We start from the raw sequence: 19,990 nt of genomic DNA on the forward strand, positions 1-19,990 counted from the left end.
AATGATTAAAAGGGAAAAAGCTGATGTTCACGACCAAAAGGCTGATAATATCAAGAAAAAGGCTGAAGTTCACAATTAATAGTAAAACAAAATCTCAGGTTGGATGTCACCCCAACCAAGCTTTCTTTAAAGTTACGTGACACCATTTGTACGGATTGGATATAATTCACCGGCAAATGCGAATGTTGCTCTCCCTGTCTCCTCAGAAACGACGAGGATTAAAGCATCGGTTAATTCGGAAAGTCCAAGGGCTGCTCGGTGTCTTGTACCTAATTTCTTTTCGACTACTTTTTGTTTAGAGACTGGGAGGACATTAGCGGCAGATACAATTTTCGTATCACAGACTAAAACCGCACCATCGTGTAATGGGCTACCAGTATGAAAAATCGATTCTAATAATGGAAAGGACAAGTCAGCGTTAATTGAAACTCCAGAATGGATATACGAATCTAGAGCGTCCTTTCGCTGAATGACAATGAGAGCACCGTGATTTCGGTCTGAAAGATGTTGAATTGCTTTTGAGAGCACCTCAAATTGATTCGTAAAAGGTGCTAAATAAGAATTTAGATAATGGGATGCCGTGCTAACTTGAATATCATGAAATAGATGATGAATTTCCTCAAATTCATTAAGTAAGCTGGAATTTGGATTATCCATGGCATGTATTAAGCGATCAATTCGATGTGATAAATCTCCCAAGTCTCTTTTTAATTGGTGGATTAATGAAAACGATAACCCTGGTTTAATTAAACCCATGATCCCACCTCCCGTTCAATTTAATCTTTTCTATTTTCCACGAAAGTCTTCTTTTTATGCGTGAACGTAATGAACATAACGAATCCATTAAGCAATGACGAATAGGCTTTGTGGGGAGTTTTCCTTATAAAGCATGTTTGTAAACATCAAAAGCTAGGAAGTCTAGGATTATTCTAGGTGCTATTTCCCACCATACGCTCATTTATTCCTCCGATTTATTATTGAAAAAGCTTCTATGGAACTATAAACTGTGAAAAATTTGTGTCAAAATAATAAGAAAACAATTGACATTGATAATGATTTTCATTATCATGTAAAGTATATTGGTGATAATGAAAATCATTATCAGTTATAACCGGATTATGTTAAGGAGAGGTAAAGGGGATAATTATGAAGAACATCTATGTATTGGTATGTCTATTGGTGGCTGCTGTTCTAGCAGGTTGTTCGGATTCATCTGCGAATAGTGAAGCAAGTAATAATAGTGGAGATAATTACTCCATTACTGATTTTGCGGGACAGGAAATCGTATTTGAACAGGTTCCTGAACGGATTGCTGCACTCAGTAATGGAGAGATGGATATTATTTATGCATTAGATGGTGAGCTGGTAGGACGCCCTAGTACAGATATTGGTGTACCAGAAGGGGCAGAGGATGTAGAACAGGTTGGTAATACACACGGAATTGATTTAGAAAAGATAGCATCTGTTCAACCAGAGGTTGTTTTAGGTAATGTTCAAATGAATAGCAAGGATACAGCATCCATCCACAGCTTACATGCACAAATGATTTTAACTGAAGCAAATTCAATTGAAGATATCCAAGAGCAAATTACGTTGTTTGGTGAGATGCTGAAAAAACAAGATAAAGCAGAAGAAATAAATGCAGAAATCAATGAAAAAATCAAAGCGTTACATAAGGAAGATACTGAGCCAGTTCGTACATTACTCGTATATGGTGCACCTGGGACCTTTATGACGGCCCTTCCAAATTCATTAAGCGGCAATATACTTGAGGCTGTTGGCGGCGAAAATATCGCTAGTGATTTTGAAAGCTTAGAAGCATATCCGCAATATGCCCAATTAAATACAGAACGAATTATCGAAGCAAACCCACAGTATATTTTATTGATGAGTCATGGTGATCCAGAAGCAGTCGAATCAGGATTTATAGAGGAAATGGAGAAGAATCCTGCATGGAATAACCTAGATGCAGTAAAAGCCGGAAATATTGAAGTGCTGCCAGCTGATTTATTTGGTACGAACCCTGGCACAAGAGTAATGGAGGCAATGGAATTATTAGAAGAATTATTAGCCACGGTGCAAAATGAATCATGAACATTGAACAACGAAGCATAAGAAGAAAATGGGGAATTACGCTTTTCCCCATTTTAGTAATCGCTGTGTCGGCCTTTGGCTTAATCTATGGTTCTGTACCGATCACACTCGTAGATATTTGGAGTGTACTTACCGGAAGCGGTGAATCGATACATGAGACAATTATTTTACAATTGCGTTTACCGCGTGTGTTAATTGGTTTGCTCGTTGGTGCATGTCTTGGCGTTTCGGGGGCAATTTTGCAAGGTGTGATGAAAAACCCACTTGCAGATCCCGGGATAATTGGTGTAACAGCTGGTGGCGGTGTTGCAGCGACGATAACAATGCTTGTGTTACCGCAATTTGGCTACCTGCTCCCCATCACTGCCTTTATTGGTGCCTTAGTAACAGCAATCTTTATTTATTTACTCGCATGGGATCGCGGCGCATCCGCCTTTAAAATTATTTTGGCAGGTGTAGCAATAAATGCTTTGCTAGGTGCAGTACAAAGCGGATTAATGGTCATTTTTAGTGATCGTGTCCAATCGGTACTACCTTGGCTTGCTGGAGGATTAAATGGACGTAGCTGGTATCATTTAAGCTTTATGGCACCATACGCTATCGTTGGATTACTGTTATCCCTACTGGCAATTAAGCCAGCAAACCTTCTTCTATTAGGTGATGACTCAGCCAAATTGCTAGGTGAAAGAGTAGAGTGGCAACGATTTTTACTTATCGTATTAGCGGCACTATTAGCGGGGACAGCAGTAAGTGTGGCAGGATTGATTGGCTTTGTAGGGCTTGTCGTCCCCCATATTATTCGGCTTATCTTCGGCGAGGATTATCGATTTTTACTGCCACTTTCGGCGTTGGGAGGAGCAGTACTCGTTGTCTTTGCAGATACGCTAGCTCGTACACTGTTTGATCCAATTGAACTCCCGGTTGGGATTTTACTAGCATGTTTAGGAGCTCCTTTCTTCCTATATTTATTAAAAAAGCGGGGAATGATGGTATGAATCAAGTGATTATGACGAAAGAACTTTCACTCCAAGTTGGCTATTTCACACTGAAAGATATTACGATACAAATTCCAAAAGGGAAAATTACATCGATTGTTGGCTCTAATGGTTCCGGCAAATCAACGCTATTAAAACTAATTGCTAGACTCCTTGAGGAAGATAGTGGCCATGTGATTGTAAACAATAAACGTTCCAAGCAATATAAGGCAAAGGAATTTGCTAAGGTCTTGGCAATGATGCCGCAGTCGAAGCAGTCGCTGCCGAATTTAACCGTAGAGGAGTTAATTGCGTTTGGGCGTTATCCATATAAAAAACGCTTTGAAACAAGAACATCAGAAGAAGACAGAAATGTTATTCAATGGGCAATGGAAGTAACCAATACGAAAAAATATCAGGATCGGATGTTTTTAAGCCTGTCAGGAGGTGAACAGCAAAAAGTCCGAATTGCAATGGCGCTTGCTCAACAGACAAATATACTCTTATTAGATGAGCCAACCACATACCTTGATATTGCCCACCAATTTGAGGTGATGGATTTACTACAGGAGATTAACCAACGGTATGGCATTGCCATCATCATGGTGAATCATGAATTGCAACAGGCTGCTACGTATTCCGACTATTTAATCGCAATGAAGCAAGGGGAAATTGTAGCTGAAGGAACTCCAGAAAACCTATTAACGTCCACGTTTCTCAAAAAAGTTTACAATATTTTCGCAACCGTTAATTATGTCGATGACTACCCAATTATTGTTCCGAATAGGCGAAAAAGGGAGTCAGATGAGAAATTGAAGGCGATTTTCTAATAAAGTAATGTAAAAAATTATTTCATATAGGGGGTATTTAACATGTTAATTGTGACAAACACATCAAAAATTACAAAAGGTGATGGAGAAAAGCTCATTAACCGATTTAAGAAAGTCGGCATGGTTGAGCAAATGTCTGGTTTCCTTGGCTTAGAAGTTATGTTTACGAAGAATCTTCGTGATTATGATGAAGTATCTGTTGTGACACGCTGGAATTCCATGGATGATTTTAAAAACTGGACCAAAAGCGACGCATTCAAAAAATCCCATCGTAAGCGGGAGATTCCAGAATATATTATTGAAAATAAAATAACGTACTATGATGTAGAAGTCGTTCGCCATCCGATTTCGGCAAATGCAGAAGCGGCGGTGCAGGAGCAAGCGACAGTGTAATTAAAAATAAGAAGCGGTATGTATACTGCTTCTTATTTTTAATTCTGCTTCACCAATTTTCCATGAATGACAAGGCGTCCTTCATTTGGATCGAGCAGATAATCACAGGTGGATAATGTAATGATTTGGTCTTCTGCATTTAATTCAATATCCGTTGTAACTTCAGAACGTTTTTTAATGTCATCTAAAAAAGTACGATATGATTCGTCATTGGGAAAGTCTGTTTCAATATAATAAAAATCGGTCGTTGTATGGTATACAGAGAAAATTTCTACCTCGTAGCTACCATATAGCGTATCAAAGTAAAAATGCTGATGTTCCTGAAGAAAGTCTTCATCTAGAAATCGCTTCATTTGTCCGAACATCGAGCCATCCTTCATATTATGCCCGTATAATATAATATTCCGATCTTGTTGTGTTATATCATTGCGATAGTCCATGAAAATACTCCCGGCCCGTGAATCCTCTTCTTTATAATTTCGCTGCAAATAATATGCATTATCTTCTGCTTGCAGAATTGGATAATCCACCATTGTTCCGTCCATCGTGACCCACCCGACAATATCGCTATTAATGGCAAGGATATCACGGAAGGAAGAACGAATCGTGGCTACTGAGTCAGTTGGCCCTATTTCGATCTCATCTTCCTTGCTTTCCCGGTATACATCTTGAATATCTGCTAATACTTGACGATTGGTATAGTAGTCGTATAAGGCATCGACTAAGTAAAAAGCGGAAGCGATAAAGATAACGAGGCAAACGATCGTAATCAGTCGCTGTATCATACTTTTTGGTTTGTTTTTGTGCTGTTTTTGTTTGCTCAATTTCTCCACTTCCCACTTTTAGATTTAACTGTTCCATTTATTTAGCAATTGGAATTACATAGAGGCCAGTTTCTTGGTCGTTTTTTAAAACAACATCTACATTATAGATTTCCTTCATGGATTTTTTTGAAATAACGTCCTCTGTGGCTCCTTGCATCACCAACTCACCGTGCTTCATAACCATCAAATAGTCGCTGTAGCGAATGGCTTGATTAATATCATGTAAGACCATCACGATCGTCATATTAAATTCTTCATTTAGCTGCTTAACAAGCTCTAAAATCTCTAATTGATAGTAGATATCCAAATATGTTGTTGGCTCGTCAAGAAAGAGAATTGGAGTACGTTGTGCTAATGCTAGTGCAAGCCAAACGCGCTGCCTTTCACCACCAGATAACTGCTGGAAGGGAGCGTGGCGCTTATCTCCTAGATTTGTTCGAGCTATAGCAAATTCAATAGCCTGCTCGTCTTTATCCTTATCTTGTTTTAAAAAGCTTCGATATGGAATCCTGCCATAATGAATTAATTTTTCTACGATTAAATCATTGGGAGCACCATTTTCCTGATGAACCATGGCTAGCTTTTTTGCAAAATCTTTAGCGTTATATTCCTGAATTGCTTTCCCATCCATAATGATACTTCCTTGAGACGGTGCGAGATTACGAGACATAACACCGAGCAAGGTCGATTTCCCAGATCCATTAGGTCCGATGATTGTTGTAATTTTTCCTTTTATAATCTCAGCTGAAATGTTTGATAATTGGTTGCCAGTACCTTTGTAGGAAAAGGAAATATTATCGAGTTTCATTGAGTTTATCCTCCCTTCTTAATAAGAAAATCAAGAATGGTCCACCGATAATGGCCATGATGATGGAGGCAGGAATTTCATTCGGTGCGATAATTGTTCTTCCTAATGTGTCTGCTAGTAATAATAGTAAAGCACCAGCGACTGCTGAAAAAGGAATAAGCAGCTTATGATCATTACCGACAAGCTGCCGGCCGATATGCGGGATAAGAATACCAATAAATGCGATCATTCCTGCAATGGCACTGGATGTGGCAGCGAGCAAAACGGCGACTGCTGCAATATAGATACGCAGACGCATCACAGGGACGCCGAGACTTTTTGCGGTTTTATCCTGCAGTGCTAATAGATTGCAAGAGGCAAACGTAAGGAAAGCAAGAACTAGCCCAATTCCGCCGAAAATAACCATGATTTCAACATCATTCCACGTTTTCATACTCAATGTAGAGGTTGTTGCAGAGCTAATGCTTGTTACCGAATAAGAGCCTCTGAAGTTAAAGGATTCTGTTAATCCGGTAAATACAGCGTTAATGGCCACACCAATTAAAATTAACCGTAATGGGTGAAGCCCAGATTTCCAGGAAAGACTGAAAACAAGAAAACAAGCGATTCCTCCACCTATAAATGCAAAGAGTGGTGACCAGAAGAATAGTGTTGGAAATAACGTGACACCAAAAATATATGTAAACTGGGCACCTGATGAAATCCCAATAATCCCTGAGTCTGCTAGTGGATTTCGCATAATTGCTTGTAAAAGTACCCCTGCTACAGCTAGTGCGGCTCCAGCAAACATAGCAATGATGATTCGCGGCATACGTAAGTCTTTAATGACGATTACATCTTCGTTATTACCAGTAAAAAGACCTTGAATAAGTTCTCCAAAGCTGACTCGGATACTCCCAGCCATCATGGAGAATAGTAGAACTGCAATTAGTAGAATCAGTGTTACGATAAAACTAATTATTTTTCGATTTCGCATGATTAATCCCTCAACTATCCGATTAAATTTCTGGATAGAGCATCTCGACAAGCGCATCCATCGCTTCGACAATTTTTAAATTTCCTGTCGTTCCAAATAGCGGTTCTGGTAAGTCGTATACACGATCATTTTTTACCGCGTCAAAATGCTTCCATATATCATTTGTTTTAAATTCCTTATCAAACATCTCTACTACTTCATCTGGCATACCATGTGCTGCGCGTAAGATAATATCTGGGTTGGACTGCTGTAAATACTCGGTATTGGAGGCCAAGTACTCGACATCCTCTCCATGTACAATATTTTCACCGCCAGCTCGTTTAACGAGATCGCCTATGTAGGAGTGTTCTGTTGCAACAAGATAGCTCCCTGGAACTCCCATCAAGACCAAGACAGATGGCGTCTCTTCTCTGGAAGCAGCTTCTTCAATTTCAGCAAAACGCTGTTCAATATCCGCTACTACTTTTTCAGCTTGTTCTTCTCGATTAAATTTTTCACCAAGATTAATCAGCTCCTGTAGCACACTGTCAACACTTTGCAAATCCATAAATGTGCCATGAATGTCGACATTATGAAAAACATCCTCTAGATCAGTCTGTAAGGTGGTAACCGAATAAACCTCGGTGGGATTTAGCGATTTAATAAGTTCCATATCTGGGCTCATTGGATTTCCAATCTCTGTTAAGTCGTCATAACGCTCTGGCAAATCCTTATAGCTCGTTGGAATACCTACTAAATCTAACTCCAGAGCATCAAACATCTCTGTTGCAGCTACAGTTGTTGCAACAATTCGGTGTTCTTCTTCTACCTCAGCATCTACTTCTTCATGCTCGTTATCTGTCGCAGCTTCTGATTGTGCTGGATCACTCGCATTTGAAGAACAACCAGCAATGAGAAACAAGATGATGGCTATAAACAAGAACGGTATACCTTTTTTCATTACTTCCTCTCCTTTCGTTTGGCAGATTTTCTTTGAAAAAGTTAAAGGATACCCCGAAGCTCTTGCATCAGGCACAACTGTGTCTGCGTCTATTTGCTTTGGGGTATCCTCTCTTATATTACAGTCTTCCTAAACGATATTTTCTAAACAAAATGAAGGCGGATGCTCCAAGTAATACGATGAATATAACGAAGTTTGCTGTATCACCAGTTTTTGCATTCGTTGTTTTCGCATTTGTCGTCGTATTTTTAGAACTAGAGTCATCTGTTTTATTTGTATCCCCATTGCGATCATAGGAAAGTCCATCATCATCATTTGGCTTATTTTTCGAATCGTCCGTATTCGTTGGATCATTCGTATTGATTGGATTTGGATCTGGATCTTGGTCTACATCTGGATCATCTGTGTAAACTGCTTTCATGCTAGCTTCATCAAATGCGAATTGAACCGTATAGTAGTTGTCATATTCGAATCCAGGAATGTCTTCAATGACAACATGTGTATAGGCATCTAACTTGCTAGAAAGATCTTCTACAGGGAATCGAACGGTACGTGTATCTGCATCCGTATCTTCAGCTACAACTTCTGCGTCAACCAATGTCCCGTTTTGATCTGTTTGGAAAAGCTTAATCCAATTGCTGCTTGTTAATGTTAATTCGATAAATTGAGCAGCATCTTCAACAAAAAGCTTGGCAGGCTTAAGCGTATAGCCATCCATTACCGAAATATCATCGGTACCATCTTTATGAACTTCGAAATCGATTGTGTAGTATGCGATTTCTTGTTCATCACCTGGTTTTTCACTAGGATTTCCAGGTTTAGTAGGGTCTTTATCTCCGTCAACTGGTTGCTCGGGATCTATTGGATTATTGTCTTCGTCCCCTGGCTGTTCCGGATTAGTCGGGTCATTATCTTCCTCCCCCGGTTGCTCAGGGTCAGTAGGTTTGTTATCTCCATTGCCGGGCTGTTCAGGTCCTTCTGTGTCTACTGGCTCCATGCTAGCTTCATCAAATGCGAAATGAACCGTATAGTAGTTGTCATATTCGAATCCTGGAATGTCCTCAATAACAACATGTGTATAGGCATCTAACTTGCTAGAAAGATCTTCTACAGGGAATCGAACGGTACGTGTATCTGCATCCGTATCTTCAGCTACAACTTCTGCATCAATCAATGTCCCGTTTTGATCTGTTTGGAAAAGCTTAATCCAATTGCTATTTGTTAACGTTAATTCAACAAATTGAGTAGAATCGCCAACAAAAAGTGTTGCAGGCTTAACAGTATATCCATCCATTACTGAAATCTCATCGGTACCATCTTTATGAACTTCAAAATCAATTGTATATGCTGTTACCTCTGTTTCCTCATCTTCTTCTGGATCGTCAACTATATTTTCAAATACCCCGTAAATACTAAAGTGAGAAACGTCTGCTGTAACAATACCATTATCACGATCAATCGTTGTTTGTAGTACTTCTTTTTCATCTGTATCATTGATATAAGCGATATGAACATTGTCCCAGTTGCCTACTTTGTCTGTATCAACTGTAAATGTTAAGCGGACGGCTTCATCGAATGTATGAATCGCCTCATCATCAGCTTTTAATGTTATATCATAGACGTTACTTAAGGCGTCTGGATAATCACTTGTGATATCTGTGAAATCAATGACAAGTGTTTCAGAAGATCCAAGTTGGTCTAATAATTCCTGTATAGCGAAAGTGGCGGTTACCCCACCCTTACCAGCGATTACTAGGTTTGCATTCGCATCTAATTCTGATAAAATAGCCTTGCCGATGTGAACATTTTTAGCCTCATAATCTAGTTTATAAGAGTTGTCAGCCTCTTTATGGTTAAAATTGTTTACGTCGGTTACTTTTACGGTAATATTACCGTCTTCATCTTCTTCCATAATCGGTTCTTTAGGTTCTTCTGGTTCACTAGGAACTTCTACTTCCGTAACGGTGTCTAAATCAAGCGAAATTCGGAACGGTTGAGACCCTTTATGATTAGCAGCAGGCACCTCATAGTCAACTTGAGCAGAAATGATAGTGGATTGACCATCAATTGCAAATTGCTCTACTCGACTTAGCGTATCCGGATCTTCACTAACCAGAACGCCATCTTCTAACTCACCATTGTTTTCTAAAAGAAGCCCGGTAATCAATTGTCCCGGCTGTTCGAGAATGGTAAGATCGATCAGAATATTTTCGTCTTCGACAGTTAGTGTTGCGGTAGATTCAAAATACCTTGCCATAGAGGAAGCCTTGTCTTCAATAGCATGTAACGCATTGAATTCAACTGTGTATGTGCCATTTTCTAACGTAATTGGCGTTGGTTCTTCATCCGGTTGTTCTGGCTCTTCAACATCTATTTGTTCAAGGTTCGCTTTATCAAAAGCAAATTGAACCGTATAATAATTGTTGTAAGTAAACCCAGGAATATCTTCAATGTGAACATGTGTGTAGGCATCTAGTTTGCTATCCAGATCTTCTACCGGGAATCGAACGGTACGTGTATCTGCATCTGCATTTTCTGAAATTACCTCTGCATCAACAAATTCCCCATTTTGGTCGGTTTGGAAAAGCTTAATCCAATGACTATTTGTTAGCGTTAATTCAATAAATTGCCCAGACTCTTCAACAAAGAGCTTAGCAGGCTTTTCTGTATAGCCGTCCATTACCGAAATATCATTGGTTCCATCTTTATGAACCTCAAAATCAATGGAATATGTTCCAGTTTCGATTTCATCGTCTAGATCAACCGGCTGCTCCGGCTCGTTGCTGTCATTCTCGTCACCATCGCCCGGTTGCTCCGGCTCGTTGCTATCGTTCTCATCGGTATCGCTCGGTTGCTCCGGCTCTTCTACTTCTACAGGAACAATACTTGTCTCATCAAAAGCAAGTTGAACCGTGTAATAGTTGTTATAGTTAAAACCTGGGATGTCTTCAATGTGAACATGTGTGTAAGCATCCAATTTCGTAGATAAATCTTCTACAGGAAATCGGACAAGACGTGTGTCTGCCTCTGTATTCTCGGAGACAACGTCTGCGTCAACAAATGTTCCATTTCGGTCCGTTTGGAATAATTTGATCCAATGACTATTTGTTAAAGTCAGCTCGATGTGTTTCTCATCGCCATCAACAAATAATGTTGCAGGTTTTGTCGTATAGCCGTCCATTACCGATTTATCATCTGTACCGTCCTTATGGAATTCAAAATCAATTGTATATTCCCCGTTAGCAAGTGGTGCTTCTTCTGCATAGATGACCGTACTCGGAAGGATCGTTGAGAGTACAAGAACCATCACGGAAAAAAGTGATAATAGTTTATGCCATTGTTTTTTCACCATTGTATACCTCCCATCCTATTTATGTTAAGCGTTTCATGACTACCCTTGAAACAAGGTATAACCCTGAAACAACAAGCAAAAGAGTAGCCCAAGTTATCAGACTCGAATCACTTGTAGGTGGGTTTTCAACGGTTTTACCTGCACCTGCTTCGTTTGAGTCTGTTGCACTTTCGCTTGTGTTGTCGTTATCATTAGAATTTTCATTCGTAGCATTTGAATCAGTTGAGCTTGTGCTTAGATCAGAATCATCTTCGCTGGATTCGCCGCCACTAATAAGCGTAGCGCTGTTTAGATCAAATGAATGGCGAATTGTGTAATTATGATCGTAGTCAATGTCTGGAACGATTACATGAATTTTTGCAGGAATAATTTCTGCTAAGTTGTCTACTGTAAATTCGACTACCCTTGTGTTATCCCCTGGTTCAGCGTTCCCTTCATTTGTACTGACAACGCGAACATCAGAGAAGCCGCCTCCACTGGGTGTCTGATATTCTGTAATCCAAGTACTATGATTAAGCGTCAGCTGTACGGTTGTTGTATCTCCGTCAATTGTAACGGTAGCTGGTTTATTCCAATAATCATTTGCGATGGAAGCAGAATCATTATCAGCATGTAGAATCGTATAATCGACGGTATAAGTTCCATCCGCTAAGTCTGTTGCAGCACTAACGTTTATGGAAAGGCTAAGAAATGCAAAACAAATAATAAGCAATACTGTTAAGACCCTTTTCATGAATACAAACCTCCTTAATATGGTATACTAATAATGATAATCATTCTCAATGGAAATCTAAAAAAATAGATAGACACATGACGTATCTCCTATATTCGAATAAAATTCATTATATTTAGATATTTCATCTGGCAATGATTACGAAAGCGAAAATCCCTATCTAAACTTCTTCATTATGGACGCCCCCTACTTATGTAATGGAAAAATATTCTCATACAACATTATACTAATCTAGTTGATAATGATTGTCAATCTCAATTAGGGTAATTATTACTATGTAAAATAGTTTTATTAGAAAAGTCGAATAAATAAAATGCGGATTTTGAAGAAATTAGCCCATTTTAATAGAAAAATAGTCAACTTTATCTCCCTAAAAATCGACAAATAACCCTTAATCGAAATAGGTACCGGAGATATAGCAATACTGTTAATTTTGATTCATTTATCCCCTTAGCATTCTCGATATACCTTGACTCCGACGCGCTTTTCTTTCATTCCTAAACGTTCTATCATTATCTGAAGTAAACTTCAATACAACGTCAATAGCTTTATGAAAGTAAATTTTTGGGTACAATAATACAATTTCTTTACATTATTCGACAATCCATTTTTAATCAGATGGACCTATGATAGATTTGTAGAATGAGTTTCATAATCAACTCGATGAGATTTATATAGAATTACTTAGATTAAAGGGGAACAAGTAAATGTTTTATCGAAGCAGTACGGAAAAGAAACAGGATGCTATGGTTGGTAATAGACGAAAATGGAGCTTTTTAAGCAAGACTGCAATTATGACATGTTTAGGGCTTGGGATAATGTTAAATCCTGTACAGGCAGAGGATACGCTAGAAACAATCTATCATGTGTACATAGATGGTGAGTACGTTGGAAAGGTCGATAATCAGGATGTAGTTCAGCAGGTAATTGATGATAAACTGGCTGATCATCAGGATGATTATGAAGACATTGATTTAACCATTGGTGAAGACATCACCTTTATCCCAGAAATGGTTTTTAATCCGAAATATAATAATGAAAAAGTAGTAAATAAGCTAGATGAGCAAATGACCGTAATGGCAGATGCAGTGGAATTGAATATTGCAAATGAAACCGTGGGTTATTTTAAAGACGAAGAGACAGCTGAAGCAGTTCTTCAAACATATACGACAAAGTATGTGGATGAAGATACATGGAAGGAAATCGAAGCTAGAAAGCAAAACGATGTAACGGATAAGGAAACAGAAGAAAAATCAAAGCAGGATAAAGAAGCTCCTGCTGTTGGAGAAACTATTGTCACAGACGTTGCATTATCGAATGCAGCCGTTATCTCGCAGGAAACGGCAAATCCTGCTAATATTTTAACGGAAAAACAAGGGGTTCAAATGCTTGAAAAAGGCACGCTTCAAGACAAGGTACATACCGTTAAAGCAGGAGAAGTTTTAGGAGAAATTGCTGGGAAATACGACTTAACCACGAAAAAATTACTAGAATTAAATCCTGCTTTAACAGATGAAGCTGTATTGAAAATTGATCAGGAAATTAATGTGATGGAATACAAGCCGTTTGCACAAGTCGTTGTGACAGAAGAGGAATCTGTTGAGGAATCGGTTCCGTTTGAAACAGAAGTAATGGAATCAGAGGATATGTATAAAGGGGAAGAAAAGGTAAAACAAGAAGGCAAAGACGGAAAAAAAGAAATTTTATATGAAATAGAGAAGCAAAATGGCAAGCAAACAGCGAAAGAAGTTCTAAATGAAACTGTGACAGAAGAAGCAGTAGATAAGATTGTTATCAAAGGGACGAAGGTAATCTCTTCAAGAGGAACTGGAGACATGGTTTGGCCAGCTGTTGGTGGTTATATCTCCAGCCATTTAGGCGAGCGCTGGGGGAAAATGCATAAAGGAATTGACATTGCACGCCCAAGCAATCGTAATATTTTAGCTGCTGATAATGGTGTTGTTGAGTCTGCTGGCTTTAATAATGGTGGCTATGGCAATAAGATTGTGATTAATCATAATAATGGGATGAAAACAATCTACGCCCATCTATCCTCTATTGATGTCAAAGCCGGTCAGGTTGTCGAAAAAGGCAGTAAGATTGGTGTGATGGGTTCAACAGGAAATTCGACAGGAATTCACCTTCATTTTGAAGTATATAAAAATGGCAACCTCGAGAATCCAACAGAATATGTAGGTAAATAATAAGAAGGTCGGCCTTGAGCCGGCCTTCTTCCTTTAATTAGGAAAATAGAAAGTTTAACTAAAATAATTCTTATTCCCAAACAGCCGTGTCCAGATCCAGCACTTAAGCTGTAGCGAGTCTCCCCTCACCTTCGTAAGTCGCTCACCGGGTGCTCCCGCTTTTCTTACCTTTCGACAAAATCAGTGAAGGAATAAGCGTTTCTCAGATAAAGACAGATAAGCAAAAGTACGATAGAATAGAATGAAGGAATGGATGAAAAGGAAGTGAAATTAGATGGCACAAAAAATATTAGTTGTAGATGATGAACAACCAATTGCAGATATATTAAAATTTAATTTAGAAAAAGAGGGCTATCAAGTAGTTATAGCAAATGATGGTGATACAGCTATCGAACTTGCTGAAAGCGAGAACCCAGATTTAATGTTATTAGATATTATGTTACCAAATAAAGATGGAAATGAAGTACTTCGTGAAGTAAGAAAGACACAGACGATGCCAGTTATTATGCTGACGGCAAAGGATTCCGAAATTGATAAAGTACTTGGACTGGAGCTTGGGGCAGATGATTATGTGACAAAGCCGTTTAGTAATCGTGAATTGATTGCACGAGTGAAAGCAAACCTACGCAGACAGCAGGTTCCAGATGATACCGTGAAGGCAACAAAGGATATTGTTATTGGAGATCTCATTGTTCACCCGGATGCATACGTTGTTTCAAGAAAAGGGGAACAAATCGAGTTAACGCATCGTGAATTTGAATTATTACATTATTTAGCTCGCCATATTGGACAAGTAATGACGAGAGAGCACTTACTTGAAACCGTTTGGGGCTATGATTATTTTGGTGATGTCCGAACAGTTGATGTTACCGTACGTAGACTTCGTGAGAAAATTGAGGAGAATCCGAGTAACCCGATGTGGATCGTGACCAGACGTGGTGTAGGATATTATTTACGTAATCCTGAGCAGGAGTAGTTGTGATGAATAAAGTTGGTTTTTTTCGTTCGATACAATTAAAGTTTATTATCATTTATATCTTATTATTACTGCTTGCTGTTCAAGTGATTGGGTCATTCTTTACAGTTAGGCTAGAGGATGACCTGTTAGAGAGTTTTAAAACGTCTATAAATGAGCGGGTGGAATTGTTAAGCTACAACCTCGAACAAGCCTTTCAACGCGACCGAAATGAAGAGGATGGCGGCTTAAGCCTACAACAAGAGGTGCAGCAAATTGTAGAAGATATAAATACAGATAATGCAGCTACGACCGTGCAGGTTATTGATAACCAGCGGCGTGTTATTGGAACGAATCGAATTAACGAAATGGATGAGATTGGGAAAAAATCAACCCAGCGTTTAGTTGAGCAAGCATTACTTTTTGATTCCCAGCAGAAAAATGAATTTCTAGATCGAGAAACAGGCGATAGTGTGTATGTTCAAGTAGAACCAATAGTAGATGCTGAAGAATTGGTTGTTGGTGTTATTTATTTCCAAGCATCAATGGAAGAAGTATATGGTCAAGTAGAAGATATTAATCGAATCTTTTTCCAAGGGTCAGTACTCGCAATTACCATCTCAGCTATTCTTGGGATACTTGTTGCTCGTACCATTACAAAACCGATTAAAGAAATGAGAGAACAAGCTAGAATCATGGCAAATGGCGATTTTACACAAACGGTTAATATTTATGGGAAGGATGAAATCGGTCAACTAGCGGAAACCTTTAATGATTTGAATAGTCGGCTGAAGCATTCTTATGCAACGATTGAAGAAGAACGGCGAAAGCTAAGCTCGGTCCTTTCCAATATGTCTGATGGTGTTATTGCTACCGATAATAATGGAGCAATAACGTTAATGAATGAGGCAGCAGGGATATTAATCGGTCATAATCCAGAAGAGGTTATTGGCGACTTTTTGCTGGATGCCCTGCAGCTTGAAGGTAAGATTATCGATATAACCGATCTTCAGGACAGTGGCTCCATGATTATTGATTTTAGTGATGATGATAATCCATTCTTAATTCGGGCGAACTTTTCAACCGTATTGGATGATGAGGATGAAATAACAGGATTTATTACGGTAATTAGTGACGTAACGGAGCAGGAAAAGATAGAACAAGAGCGTCGTGACTTTGTATCCAATGTATCGCATGAACTACGAACACCGCTAACCACAATGAAAAGCTATTTGGAGGCATTAACAGATGGTGCTTGGGAGGATAAAGATATTGCTCCGAAGTTTCTAACTGTTGCGCAAGGTGAGACGGACCGGATGATTCGTATGGTAAACGATCTGCTTCAGCTTTCGAAAATGGACTCGGATGAACTGCCAATGCATAAAGAACGATCCGAATTTGCGAGCTTTTACCATCATATTATCGACCGATTTGAAATGAATACTCCTGAAAAGATCAAGCTGATTCGAGAAATACCAAATGTACAAAGCTATGTCTGGATGGATAAAGATAAAATGACACAAGTGCTAGATAATATAATTTCCAATGCAATTAAATATTCTCCCGAGGGTGGAGCGATTCGCTTAAAGCTTGAAGTAAAGCGTCATTACTTACTTGTTAGCATCAAGGACCAAGGGATGGGTATTGCTTATGATAAGCTGGAAAAAATCTTTGAACGATTTTACCGAGCAGATAAAGCGAGAGCAAGGAAATTTGGCGGAACAGGTTTAGGATTGGCAATTACGAAAGAATTAGTAGAAGCACATCATGGGACAATCTGGGCGAAAAGTAAAGAAGGTGAAGGGACGACAATTCTCTTCACGCTACCGCTTATGAATAAGAAGCGGAGGGAAGTCCGATGAAATTAGAAACAGCAAAAACGTTGATATTAATCGTTTTAATTGGAACAAGTTTACTACTTACGCTTGGGACAGGAAGTTACAAACCAAGTCAAAAGGCGTTAGATAATGTGACGATTGATGAGGTTGACATTGGTGGAACAGAAGAAACGAAAAAAAGTATTATTGAACCATTAGACATAATTTTACATGCAAATGGCAGTTATTATGGCTTTAAAGATCCTGCCGAGCGAGAGAGACTATATGAGCGGATGAATTCCTGGAGTTTATCTGATGTTACGATTCATTCGGTTGCAGATCGAACTCCAAACGATTATGAGGTGGAGCTCATTTTCCCAGAAAACTTTCCGGTAGAGTTATTAGGAAGTATTTTCACATTGGCTGATGAAGATGTCCCGTTACCCGAAAATGCTCTATTTGAGCGTATTTATATTAAATTTGATGTAGACACAGCTACATTACTTGTTGAGGTAGTTACGGATGATGGCGGGCTTGTGAAGGCGAAGGTGAATGATACGAATGACTTTAACCATCTCTGGGCTTATATGGGTGGATTTGATTTGGATACATTCCGGTTGTACACGTTAATGGATGAAGGTGGCAAAAATATTTACTTGCCTACAGGGGAGATTGTTTTACCAAAAAAAACGATGTCCTTTAAACGAATTGAGCCACCTGATATGCGCGATGTATTATTTGATACGCCATCAGTAGTAAGTGAGTCCAGAACGCCAGAAATAGGTGAAACTTATTTTACAGATAGCCGCCAAATGCGAGTGGATGAAGATGGCATTAGTATGGAATATGTTAATATTTTAACAGGCGATAATAATACGGATAATCCATGGCTTTCTCCCACGGCATTATTGGATAGAAGTATTTTGCAAATTAATAATCATAAGGGTTGGACAAGTGATTATCGATTAGCAGAATTAAACAGTATGCAAAATCTAGTAAGATATCGAATGTATTATGAAGGATATCCTATTTTTAATCGTGATAATATGTCCATGATTGAACAGGTCTTGAACAGTCAGCAATTGATTGAATATCGCAGGCCGCTAATTATATTAGCTCAATCTGTTATAAATGAAACTCCAATAGAGCTAGCTTCTGGAGAAGTTATCAAAAGGGATATTATTGATAATCCAGACTATAGTGAAGATAATGTACAGGCAGTAACGCTTGGCTACCGGTTAAAAATCGATACCGATTTTTCATATAATGAGAATGTTGAGCTGGAGCCGGTATGGTATATCAAATACAATGGTCGCTGGACACAGCATGCATTTAATGAACCAGCAAAACCAGAGGGGGGAGATTGAGAATGCAGTGGGGCCATATTAAAACACTATTTATTCTCAGTTTCCTTATTTTGAATATCTATTTACTGATTCAATTTGTAGACAGGCAACAGGATTCAGAAGATCGAGATGTTTTGGATAATAAAGAATCGAGTTTGGAAGAACAGCTGGAATCTGAGAATATTACGCTTCCAGCGATGGAATATGATGTTACCGAGTCCAATTATATTAGTGTTTCTCAGAAAACATTTACGACAGAAGAACAAAGCATGTTAAATAGTATGGATAATTTAACAGCGGCAGTGATTGATAATGAGTTTATCATTGCTCAGCTAAGAGAACCAATACCAATTCCTGTTAATACAACACCTAGTCGAATTGCCGATTTACTTGCACCCTATGTGGCTTATTCAGAGGAATATGAATTCTGGGATTGGAATGAAGAATACAGGGTACTGATTTTTTCACAATTAAAAGAGGGTCGTCCGGTATATTTGAATGGGAGCGCGATTATCCTTGCTTATTTAAATCGAAATAACGAAATAACGCATTATACACAAATGATGCTCGGGGAGTCCAGTAAGCAAGGAACGACACAAACGGTGAATCCGCCTATACAGGCAATCGCTACTTTATTTTACCGTAACAATCTGGTACAGGACGATGAGGTGACGGAGGAACCGTCATTAGGGTATTTGTCACGGATTGTATCAGAAGAAGGAAGTCATGTGTTTGCACCGACATGGAAAGTAACAGTAAATGGCAGTCGGAATTACTTTGTAAATGCGATTGAAGGGCTTGTATATGCAGGAACGGATGCGAAATTTCTAGAAGAGACAATCAAAGATAATATAAAGCGAATTGAAGGCTTACCAGAAGAAAGTGAGATAAAGGAAGCTGCTCTACGTTCTTTAGAGCGAAGGCTAGAGATAGGAAATCGGAGTGAAATAGAATGACATTACGTTTTAGTGTTTTGGCATCCGGAAGTACGGGGAACGCGTTTTATGTTGAAACAGACCAACAGCGATTTCTTGTAGATGCTGGGTTAAGCGGGAAACAGATGGACCAGTTATTTAGCAAGGTCCATGTTGATCCTGCAGCTCTTTCAGGAATTTTAGTGACCCATGAGCATAGTGATCATATTAAGGGATTAGGGATTATGGCCAGAAAGTACAATCTCCCCATCTATGCGAATGAAAAAACGTGGAAAGCAATGGAGAATTCAATTGGAAAGCTTACGACCGATCAGAAGTTTCTATTTGGGATGAATGAAGTAAAGACATTTGATGATTTGGATATTGAATCATTTGGTGTCTCCCATGATGCTGCAGAGCCAATGTTTTATACCTTCCGACATGGTGGGAAGAAGGTAGCGCTCGTAACAGATCTTGGTTATGTTTCGGAGCGAATCAAAAAAACAGTAGAAGATGCGGATGCATATATTTTCGAGTCGAATCATGATGTAGAAATGCTGCGGATGGGACGTTATCCGTGGAGTGTGAAGCGCCGTATATTGGGTGATTCTGGTCACGTATCAAATGAAGATTGTGGCTTAGCACTTGCAGATATAATTAGTAATCGTACAAAGCGGATTTATCTTGCCCATTTAAGCTTGGACAATAATATGAAGGATTTAGCTCGGATGTCTGTACAAAGTGTTCTCCAAGAAAGAGGCATTAACATCGAGTTACATGATACTGATCCAAAAGAGCCGACTCCTTTATATGAGGTTGTATAGTCATGA

Annotated in this window: 17 protein-coding genes; 10 read left to right on the top strand and 7 right to left on the bottom strand. The window is 39.0% G+C overall.

Translation table 11 applies throughout. The annotated features are described in order from the left end of the window. Positions 1 to 132: 132 nt before the first annotated feature. Entirely contained in the window at positions 133 to 756 is a 624-nt protein-coding gene (gene cdaS / locus F1560_RS17225; RefSeq protein WP_149475884.1) for a sporulation-specific diadenylate cyclase CdaS, read from the bottom strand. 390 nt (positions 757 to 1,146) lie between these two features. Between cdaS and F1560_RS17230 the strand changes: the two genes are divergently transcribed. From F1560_RS17230 to isdG, 4 genes are read left to right on the top strand one after another with little or no spacing between them, the layout of a single operon-like run. Further along, positions 1,147 to 2,094 (top strand): ABC transporter substrate-binding protein, encoded by a 948-nt coding sequence (locus tag F1560_RS17230; protein ID WP_149475885.1) that lies wholly within the window; start codon positions 1,147 to 1,149, stop codon positions 2,092 to 2,094. After that, on the top strand, positions 2,091 to 3,089 hold the full coding sequence (locus tag F1560_RS17235; protein ID WP_149475886.1) for a FecCD family ABC transporter permease: 999 nt from the start codon (positions 2,091 to 2,093) through the stop codon (positions 3,087 to 3,089). Before F1560_RS17230 ends, F1560_RS17235 begins: the two co-directional genes overlap by 4 nt. Next, positions 3,086 to 3,898 carry an ABC transporter ATP-binding protein gene (locus F1560_RS17240; RefSeq protein ID WP_149475887.1) on the top strand — a complete coding sequence of 271 codons (813 nt, stop codon included), beginning with the start codon at positions 3,086 to 3,088 and terminating at the stop codon, positions 3,896 to 3,898. The genes F1560_RS17235 and F1560_RS17240 overlap by 4 nt, the downstream gene beginning before the upstream one ends. Before the next feature lie 42 nt (positions 3,899 to 3,940). Then, positions 3,941 to 4,291 carry a heme oxygenase gene (gene isdG / locus F1560_RS17245; RefSeq protein ID WP_149475888.1) on the top strand — a complete coding sequence of 117 codons (351 nt, stop codon included), beginning with the start codon at positions 3,941 to 3,943 and terminating at the stop codon, positions 4,289 to 4,291. 38 nt (positions 4,292 to 4,329) lie between these two features. On the opposite strand, the gene srtB is transcribed toward isdG, so the two are convergent. The 6 genes from srtB to isdC all read right to left on the bottom strand — a co-directional run bounded on the left by srtB (position 4,330) and on the right by isdC (position 11,924). Further along, a complete protein-coding gene (gene srtB, locus F1560_RS17250) occupies positions 4,330 to 5,115 on the bottom strand; it encodes a class B sortase (RefSeq protein WP_420874449.1) in 786 nt (261 codons plus the stop codon). A 37-nt stretch (positions 5,116 to 5,152) separates the two neighbouring features. Next, positions 5,153 to 5,923: an ABC transporter ATP-binding protein gene (locus F1560_RS17255; RefSeq protein ID WP_149475889.1), complete on the bottom strand. Its 771-nt coding sequence runs from the start codon at positions 5,921 to 5,923 to the stop codon at positions 5,153 to 5,155. Further along, positions 5,910 to 6,899 (bottom strand): FecCD family ABC transporter permease, encoded by a 990-nt coding sequence (locus F1560_RS17260; RefSeq protein ID WP_149475890.1) that lies wholly within the window; start codon positions 6,897 to 6,899, stop codon positions 5,910 to 5,912. Before F1560_RS17260 ends, F1560_RS17255 begins: the two co-directional genes overlap by 14 nt. 22 nt (positions 6,900 to 6,921) lie before the next feature. Next, the gene (gene isdE, locus F1560_RS17265) at positions 6,922 to 7,839 is read right to left on the bottom strand and encodes a heme ABC transporter substrate-binding protein IsdE (RefSeq protein ID WP_149475891.1); all 918 of its coding nucleotides are present in this window, start codon (positions 7,837 to 7,839) and stop codon (positions 6,922 to 6,924) included. A 118-nt stretch (positions 7,840 to 7,957) separates the two neighbouring features. Further along, the gene (locus F1560_RS17270) at positions 7,958 to 11,188 is read right to left on the bottom strand and encodes an NEAT domain-containing protein (protein WP_187773761.1); all 3,231 of its coding nucleotides are present in this window, start codon (positions 11,186 to 11,188) and stop codon (positions 7,958 to 7,960) included. Positions 11,189 to 11,210: 22 nt separating this feature from the next. Then, positions 11,211 to 11,924, bottom strand: a complete 714-nt coding sequence (gene isdC, locus F1560_RS17275) for a heme uptake protein IsdC (protein ID WP_149475893.1) — start codon at positions 11,922 to 11,924, stop codon at positions 11,211 to 11,213. A 707-nt stretch (positions 11,925 to 12,631) separates the two neighbouring features. On the opposite strand from isdC, the gene F1560_RS17280 reads away from it, so the two are divergent. From F1560_RS17280 to F1560_RS17305, 6 genes are all read left to right on the top strand, one after another. Further along, positions 12,632 to 14,128, top strand: coding sequence for a M23 family metallopeptidase (locus F1560_RS17280; RefSeq protein WP_245347776.1), 1,497 nt, complete (start codon positions 12,632 to 12,634; stop codon positions 14,126 to 14,128). A gap of 274 nt (positions 14,129 to 14,402) precedes the next feature. Further along, positions 14,403 to 15,104 carry a response regulator YycF gene (gene yycF, locus F1560_RS17285; RefSeq protein WP_149475894.1) on the top strand — a complete coding sequence of 234 codons (702 nt, stop codon included), beginning with the start codon at positions 14,403 to 14,405 and terminating at the stop codon, positions 15,102 to 15,104. Positions 15,105 to 15,109: 5 nt separating this feature from the next. Continuing rightward, the gene (walK, locus tag F1560_RS17290; RefSeq protein WP_149475895.1) at positions 15,110 to 16,945 is read left to right on the top strand and encodes a cell wall metabolism sensor histidine kinase WalK; all 1,836 of its coding nucleotides are present in this window, start codon (positions 15,110 to 15,112) and stop codon (positions 16,943 to 16,945) included. Further along, entirely contained in the window at positions 16,942 to 18,267 is a 1,326-nt protein-coding gene (locus tag F1560_RS17295) for a YycH family regulatory protein (protein ID WP_149475896.1), read from the top strand. The genes walK and F1560_RS17295 overlap by 4 nt, the downstream gene beginning before the upstream one ends. A gap of 2 nt (positions 18,268 to 18,269) precedes the next feature. Continuing rightward, positions 18,270 to 19,202 (top strand): two-component system regulatory protein YycI, encoded by a 933-nt coding sequence (locus tag F1560_RS17300; protein WP_149475897.1) that lies wholly within the window; start codon positions 18,270 to 18,272, stop codon positions 19,200 to 19,202. Beyond that, positions 19,199 to 19,984, top strand: coding sequence for an MBL fold metallo-hydrolase (locus tag F1560_RS17305; protein WP_149475898.1), 786 nt, complete (start codon positions 19,199 to 19,201; stop codon positions 19,982 to 19,984). Before F1560_RS17300 ends, F1560_RS17305 begins: the two co-directional genes overlap by 4 nt. The last annotated feature ends 6 nt before the right edge of the window (positions 19,985 to 19,990 follow it).

The organism is Oceanobacillus polygoni (assembly GCF_008304605.1).
Lineage (GTDB): Bacteria > Bacillota > Bacilli > Bacillales > Amphibacillaceae > Oceanobacillus > Oceanobacillus polygoni.

Excerpts from the sequence above, each read along its gene's own strand:
- isdG (WP_149475888.1), top strand. The coding sequence starts at position 3,941 with ATGTTAATTGTGACAAACACATCAAAAATTACAAAAGGTGATGGAGAA.
- F1560_RS17280 (WP_245347776.1), top strand. The coding sequence starts at position 12,632 with ATGTTTTATCGAAGCAGTACGGAAAAGAAACAGGATGCTATGGTTGGT.
- F1560_RS17295 (WP_149475896.1), top strand. The coding sequence starts at position 16,942 with ATGAAATTAGAAACAGCAAAAACGTTGATATTAATCGTTTTAATTGGA.
- F1560_RS17300 (WP_149475897.1), top strand. The coding sequence starts at position 18,270 with ATGCAGTGGGGCCATATTAAAACACTATTTATTCTCAGTTTCCTTATT.
- yycF (WP_149475894.1), top strand. The coding sequence starts at position 14,403 with ATGGCACAAAAAATATTAGTTGTAGATGATGAACAACCAATTGCAGAT.
- F1560_RS17230 (WP_149475885.1), top strand. The coding sequence starts at position 1,147 with ATGAAGAACATCTATGTATTGGTATGTCTATTGGTGGCTGCTGTTCTA.
- isdC (WP_149475893.1), bottom strand. The coding sequence starts at position 11,924 with ATGAAAAGGGTCTTAACAGTATTGCTTATTATTTGTTTTGCATTTCTT.
- walK (WP_149475895.1), top strand. The coding sequence starts at position 15,110 with ATGAATAAAGTTGGTTTTTTTCGTTCGATACAATTAAAGTTTATTATC.
- F1560_RS17305 (WP_149475898.1), top strand. The coding sequence starts at position 19,199 with ATGACATTACGTTTTAGTGTTTTGGCATCCGGAAGTACGGGGAACGCG.
- F1560_RS17255 (WP_149475889.1), bottom strand. The coding sequence starts at position 5,923 with ATGAAACTCGATAATATTTCCTTTTCCTACAAAGGTACTGGCAACCAA.
- F1560_RS17235 (WP_149475886.1), top strand. The coding sequence starts at position 2,091 with ATGAACATTGAACAACGAAGCATAAGAAGAAAATGGGGAATTACGCTT.
- F1560_RS17240 (WP_149475887.1), top strand. The coding sequence starts at position 3,086 with ATGAATCAAGTGATTATGACGAAAGAACTTTCACTCCAAGTTGGCTAT.
- cdaS (WP_149475884.1), bottom strand. The coding sequence starts at position 756 with ATGGGTTTAATTAAACCAGGGTTATCGTTTTCATTAATCCACCAATTA.
- isdE (WP_149475891.1), bottom strand. The coding sequence starts at position 7,839 with ATGAAAAAAGGTATACCGTTCTTGTTTATAGCCATCATCTTGTTTCTC.
- F1560_RS17260 (WP_149475890.1), bottom strand. The coding sequence starts at position 6,899 with ATGCGAAATCGAAAAATAATTAGTTTTATCGTAACACTGATTCTACTA.